This window comes from Kitasatospora sp. NPDC057542 (genome assembly GCF_042801945.1).
Classification (GTDB): domain Bacteria; phylum Actinomycetota; class Actinomycetes; order Streptomycetales; family Streptomycetaceae; genus Kitasatospora.
Genome location: NZ_JBHVFE010000549.1, coordinates 1 through 5,404, shown reverse-complemented (window position 1 = coordinate 5,404; position 5,404 = coordinate 1). Strand labels below are relative to the sequence as shown.

Annotated in this window: 7 protein-coding genes; 5 read left to right on the top strand and 2 right to left on the bottom strand. The window is 72.7% G+C overall.

Annotation, left to right across the window (positions count from 1 at the left end; translation table 11 throughout):
* Window positions 1–170 precede the first annotated feature (170 nt).
* The 4 genes from ACFU7Y_RS39200 to ACFU7Y_RS39185 all read left to right on the top strand — a co-directional run bounded on the left by ACFU7Y_RS39200 (window position 171) and on the right by ACFU7Y_RS39185 (window position 2,551).
* Window positions 171–983 (top strand): class I SAM-dependent methyltransferase, encoded by an 813-nt coding sequence (locus ACFU7Y_RS39200; RefSeq protein ID WP_224274834.1) that lies wholly within the window; start codon window positions 171–173, stop codon window positions 981–983.
* Window positions 984–1,205: 222 nt separating this feature from the next.
* A complete protein-coding gene (locus ACFU7Y_RS39195) occupies window positions 1,206–1,847 on the top strand; it encodes a dihydrofolate reductase family protein (RefSeq protein WP_224274783.1) in 642 nt (213 codons plus the stop codon).
* Window positions 1,848–1,851: 4 nt separating this feature from the next.
* Entirely contained in the window at window positions 1,852–1,977 is a 126-nt protein-coding gene (locus ACFU7Y_RS39190; RefSeq protein WP_263454446.1) for a hypothetical protein, read from the top strand.
* Between the two features lie 76 nt (window positions 1,978–2,053).
* Window positions 2,054–2,551 (top strand): hypothetical protein, encoded by a 498-nt coding sequence (locus ACFU7Y_RS39185; RefSeq protein WP_224274784.1) that lies wholly within the window; start codon window positions 2,054–2,056, stop codon window positions 2,549–2,551.
* A 103-nt stretch (window positions 2,552–2,654) separates the two neighbouring features.
* On the opposite strand, the gene ACFU7Y_RS39180 is transcribed toward ACFU7Y_RS39185, so the two are convergent.
* Window positions 2,655–3,668 (bottom strand): BtrH N-terminal domain-containing protein, encoded by a 1,014-nt coding sequence (locus tag ACFU7Y_RS39180; protein WP_380771226.1) that lies wholly within the window; start codon window positions 3,666–3,668, stop codon window positions 2,655–2,657.
* Entirely contained in the window at window positions 3,665–4,522 is an 858-nt protein-coding gene (locus tag ACFU7Y_RS39175; RefSeq protein ID WP_224274788.1) for a MerR family transcriptional regulator, read from the bottom strand. The genes ACFU7Y_RS39180 and ACFU7Y_RS39175 overlap by 4 nt, the downstream gene beginning before the upstream one ends.
* Window positions 4,523–4,743: 221 nt before the next feature.
* On the opposite strand from ACFU7Y_RS39175, the gene ACFU7Y_RS39170 reads away from it, so the two are divergent.
* On the top strand, window positions 4,744–5,181 hold the full coding sequence (locus tag ACFU7Y_RS39170) for a DUF6228 family protein (RefSeq protein WP_380771225.1): 438 nt from the start codon (window positions 4,744–4,746) through the stop codon (window positions 5,179–5,181).
* The last annotated feature ends 223 nt before the right edge of the window (window positions 5,182–5,404 follow it).

The window sequence follows — 5,404 nt, the reverse complement described above, 5'->3', positions numbered from 1 at the left end:
TGGCGGTCCTGCCCACGCCGGGGAAGTCACCGGGAACATCTCGCTGACCTGCAGGTACGACGGGATCAGCCGCGAATGAACCTGGCTCCCCTCATCAGGCCCCCCTTCGAATCGATCATCTATAGGCTGGCGTGGTGACTGATGAGCAAGAGCAGGTGCAGCCGTCGGGAGTGTGGGCCACGGCAGTGGGGGTGGCCAGGGTGCGGGCGCTGGAGACCGAGCGGGAGAACGCGCTGTTCCACGACCCACTGGCGCAGGCCTTCGCCACCGCCGGCGGCCTGTGGCCCTCATCGCCGCCACCCGATGACGAGGCCGCGCGACGCCGCCGGCTGGCCGTGTCGTTCTCCATCGTCATCAGGACGAAGTTCCTCGACGACCTGTTGCAGCAGGCCTCCGCGTCCGGGGTCCGACAGGTCGTGCTGCTCGGCGCCGGCATGGACAGCCGGGCCTTCCGGATGGACTGGCCCGAGGGCACCCGGCTGTTCGAGGTCGACACCGCCGCGCCACTGGACTTCAAGGCTTCGGTGCTGCGCCAGGAGCGGGCCGTCGCACGCTGCGAGCGGATCACCGTCGCGGTGGATCTACGCGAGGACTGGCCAGGCGCGCTGGCCGCCGCAGGGCACGACCCGGCCGTGCCGACCGTGTGGATCGCTGAAGGACTCCTGATCTACCTGCCCGAGGACGCGGTGGAGCTACTGCTGGCCCGGATCAGCACACAGTCGGCGGCAGGCAGTCGGATGGGGCTGACATTGGGCTCGCCCGGCGTGATCGAGCGCTTCGGCGCGGACGCCGCGCCGGGATCGGCGGCGTCCATGTGGGTCTCGGAGATGCCCGACGACCCGGTGGGCTGGCTGGCCGGGCACGGCTGGGAGGCCGAGAGCCACACCCTGCGCGAGCGCGCTGCCGCCTACGGCCGCCCGATCAGCACCCCGCCGCAGCGCGAGGAGCGGCCCGGCGGGCTGATCTCAGCGGTCCGCCGGTAAAGCGCCTCCCGGTTCCCTGGATGATCGCGCTGCCGCCGGGGCAGGCCCGCCGCCGGATCGTGAAACCGGTGGTCCGGCCCGGACGACAGGACGGCCCGGACGGGGGCGTGTCGGGCAGGGCGGGCGGCGGGTGCGGAAGTCGGGTACCGGCGCGGCGATGAGTTTTTCGGCCCCGGCAGGTCTACATCTCGACGGGAACGACCAACTCATCGGGAGAGAGACATGGGCCTCATCCACATCGAACTGTTCGCGACCCTCGACCTCGTCGGGCAGGCGCCCGGCGGACCCGACGAGGACCCGGCGGGGTTTCCCTTCGGCGGCTGGCAGGCGCCCCTGCTGAGCGCGGTCACCGGGGCGCAGATCCTTGCCGCGTACGAGGGCACGGACGCCCTGCTGCTCGGCCGGCGGACGTACGACATCTTCGCCGCCTACTGGCCGCACCAGAAGGACGGCGAGATCGCCGAGCTCTTCAACCGCGTCCCGAAGTACGTGGCCTCCCGCGGCACCCCCGACCTCCCGTGGGCGGGATCCACGCTGCTGGGCCCGGACCTGGCGGACGCGGTGCGCGAGGTCCGCGACCGGCACGAGCACGTGAAGGTCGTCGGGAGCCTGGACCTGGTGCAGACCCTCCTGCGGGAGAAGCTCTTCGACCGTCTCGACCTGTGGGTGCACCCGATCGTGCTCGGCGTCGGGAAGAAGGTGTTCGACGGCGGCGCGGTGCCCACGAACCTCACGCTCCTCGAACCGCCGGTGGCCGGCCCGCAGGGCACCGTGTTCCTGCGCTACGGGCTCGCCGACGGCACGCCCCGAACGGGCGACATGAGCGCGCCCGGCCGCGGCCTCGGGCGCGACGACGTCCGCTGATCCGATGACCGCCGTCACCGCCGACGGGGTCGCCCTGGGCGTCGAGTCGTTCGGTGACGCCGACGCGCCGCCGGTCCTGCCGGAGGCCCCTGAGGTTCCGTCAGTCGCGGCTGGATCGGCGGACCGGTGACGACGGGTACCGGCGGTGAGGCGGTGTCAGTGACGGCGCATACGGTGTGCCCCGTACCCGAGGCCAGGAGGGTGGCATGCGCGGTGTCATCCGGCACGACCCGCACGAGGAGACCCCGCCGGTGATCGACTACCCGAACCCCAACGTGGACGAATGGGCCGCTGAGCTCCGGGGCTTCGCCGAGCGGATCGTGAGCAGTCTGGGCGGCGACCCGCAATGGCTGCGCACCAACCCCGACTGGGCGATCGCCCTGGTCGACCGGGGAATCGCCGAGGACTTCGACCCGACAGTCATGGACGAGGACGACCGGCACCGGTTCCGGGGCATGCTCATGGCCGTCACCGGCGAGTTCCTGCTCAACGCGCACGGCGCCCACTGGGCGTGGCTGCTCGACGACACGTCACCGCTCGGCGGGCGCTGGGTGGTCACCGGTTTCACCCACCCCCTCGGCCAGAAGACCCATCCCGTGGACATCGGGCGGATCTCCGACGATGCGCTGTCTCTCCGCCAGGTCCAGGTGATCGACTTGATCAACACCGCCGAGCGTGAGTCCGGCCTGCGGGTCATCGCTTGACAGCCCCTCGCACAGTCGGACACCGGACCGGCGGCCGGCAGCCGGCGGCGGGTGTGCCGACACGGCCTTCGGCGCTCCCTTCCCCTCCCGGCCCGGCGGCAGCTCACCGCCGGGGCCGGCCGTCCGTGACCGGCACGTCGCTCCCGGCCGGCAGCCGGGCCAGTTCCTCCATCGCCTCGCGCTCGATCCGTGCCAGCTCGCCCAGCAGCCCGCCGGCCCGCTCCAGCGGCTCCTGGTCCCCCGACTCCCCGGCCGCGCCGACCAGTCGGGCCACCTCGCTCCAGCCCGCCGCGGCCTCGGCGTACCAGTCGCGGGCGGTGCGCACCCGGGGGTCGTCGAGCAGTTCGGCGCACTCGGCGAGGAAGTCCCGGTAGAGGTTGCGGAACAGTGCGCCGCCCGTCCCGGCCAGCTCCATCATCCGTGCGGCCTGCGGCAGTCGGAGCGCCGGCTGGTCGGCCCTGGCCAGCCAGCCCGGCACCAGGGCAGCGGCCTTGGCGATGCCGCGGTGGCCGAGGTTGGCGATCGGCGGGTGCAGGAAGGCCGCCGCGCAGTCGGCCATCGCCGGAGCCAGCAGGTCACGTACGTCCGGCAGTTCGCCGTGCAGGGCGAGCGTGAAGGAGCGGTGGCGGGCGGTCATCGGGCCGCGTTCGGCGCGCGCCGCCGCGAGCGAGGCCAGGCTGGTGGTGACCGCGCCGCCCTGTTGCGCGGTGTCCACCAGGTGGGCGTCGGTCGCGTCGTAGCCGCGCATCGCGACCACGTGCCCGCCGAAGTGCACCCGGGAGGTGAAGTACTCCAGGTGGTAGCTGTCCAGTTGGAGTCCGACCGGGCGTCCGGTGTCCAGCTCGGCGGCCACGTTGCGCCAGGCCCGGCCGGCGGAGGCGGTCTCCCGGACGTCCAGCTCCAGACCGAGCCGGGCGGCCAGGGCGCGGGTCAGCTCGAAGGGCTTGACCCGGCCGCCGAGGAACGGGAAGTCCAGCCCCTTGCCGTCCCAGTAGACGAACGACAGCCCGGCCCCGAGCCCGAACAGCATCGGCTCGGACAGCACGACGCCCTCGTGGCGCAGCAGCACGTCCAGCGCCGTCGTCTCGCAGTGCTTCCCGCCGCGCGGCTGCGTCATGCCGCTTCCTCCGTCCGCTCCTCGACCCGGACCACCAGGCGGGTCGCCCACTCCTGCTCCGGGGCCTCCCCCGGTCCGACCAGGTACGCCTCCCGCACCGGCGCCAGCGGCCGCAGTCCGCGCTCGTGCACGGCGGCCAGCAACGCATGGTAGGCGAACGGCAGTTGGGAGTACGGGCCGTGGTGGACCGTCTCCACCACCGGGCCGCCGGGCAGCAGCTCGCGTTCCAGGCCGCCGGGCAGCCTGCGGGGCCCGCCCGCCTCGCCCGCCTCGGCTGCCTCCTCCACCTTGTCCGGCTCGGCGCCGACCGCGATGCGCATGCCCTCGGCGAGGTCCAGCGGGAACAGCCCCCACAGCGGGGGCCGCCAGGGCGTGCCGTGCAGTCCTGCCAGCAGCCGGCCGACGCACGCGCCGATCCGCTCTGCCAGCTCGCCCGGCCCGGCCACCGCCCGTACGACGACGAGCTGCCGCTCCGGCTCCCGCCCGAGGGCGATCTCGTACCCGGGCAGTCCGCCGCCGGCCGCGAGGCGTTCCAGCAGCTCCAGGCGGGCCCGGTCGCGGGTGATCCGCTCGGCGACCCGGTCGCGTTCGGCGCGCAGCAGGCCGGCCCGCTCCGGCTCGGCGGCCGCCAGGGTCGCGGCGATCACCGCGAGCGGCACGTCGAGGTCGCGCAGCAGCGCGACGGTGAGCGCGTCGCGCGCCTGCCCGGGGGCGTAGTAGCGGTACCCGGTGGCGGGGTCGACCCTGGCCGGGGGCAGCAGGCCGGTGTCGTCGTAGTGGCGGAGCTGTTTCACGCTCAGCCGGCAGAGGCGGGCGAAGCGCCCGATGGTGAGGAAGTCGTCCTGGTCTCGCACGGGCCCATCGTGGACCCTCCCGCTGTGGGAGGGTCCATCCCGCGCGCCCGGCCGGACTGCCGGCGGGACGGGAGAGCGCTGCCGCGCGTGTCGTCGTCGGTATCGACCGAAGTGCTGCCGTCGTCGATGAAGCCGGAGGTCTCCACGCCCGTACCTCTGTCCCTCGTTCGGAGCTGTTGTAGTCGTCGGCAGGCTGACGCTGAGTCCGTATCCTTCGGGGCGTGACGCTGATAGAGGTTGGTCCTGGGCAGGTTGAGCTCGTCGTCCGCGGGGCGGCGGGTTCGCCGGACGCTCGCGTGCGGTTGTTCGATTGGGCGAGGGAGGACGAGTACCACGTTGTCTTCGGTGTCGAGGCGCGTGATGACGGGGTGCAGGCTCGGATCGAGGCTGTGGGGGTGACCGTCTGGGACCGGCTGGACGACTTCTTCGACGGCCTCGCGCAGGACTTCCGTGGTTGGGAAGGCGAGAGGGTCTGGACGAACAACCATCTGGTTGTGGCCGCGAGCTTCGGTCGCGGTGGTCATGTGCGCTTGAGTTGGACGCTGCGGGCCGACGTCTTCAACAACGGGTGGGAGTGCACGGTGTCGACGGTTGTCGAGGGCGGCGAAGAGATGAGCGCGCTTGCTGCGGATGTGCGGGCATTCCTGGGCCAGGGGTAGGCCGGGGGCGGCCATTCTGGCTTCCTTCAGCGCGGCTTGCTGCTCGTGGGCAGTTGGTGGACGTTGTCGGGGAGCTGTCGGGCTCTGCGGAGCTCCCGACCTGCGCGAGGAATTCGAGAAGGCCCGAGAAGCGGTCAACGGCATCCCGGCCGCGTTCCAAAGCCTCCACGTCAGGGCCACCGACCTTCCCTGCAGGGCCGGGGGAAGCCGATCGGCGGCGGCC

Bases quoted from the DNA above. Each gene is read 5' to 3' on its own strand.
- ACFU7Y_RS39195 (WP_224274783.1), top strand. From the start codon at position 1,206: ATGGGCCTCATCCACATCGAACTGTTCGCGACCCTCGACCTCGTCGGG.
- ACFU7Y_RS39190 (WP_263454446.1), top strand. From the start codon at position 1,852: ATGACCGCCGTCACCGCCGACGGGGTCGCCCTGGGCGTCGAGTCGTTC.
- ACFU7Y_RS39180 (WP_380771226.1), bottom strand. From the start codon at position 3,668: ATGACGCAGCCGCGCGGCGGGAAGCACTGCGAGACGACGGCGCTGGAC.
- ACFU7Y_RS39185 (WP_224274784.1), top strand. From the start codon at position 2,054: ATGCGCGGTGTCATCCGGCACGACCCGCACGAGGAGACCCCGCCGGTG.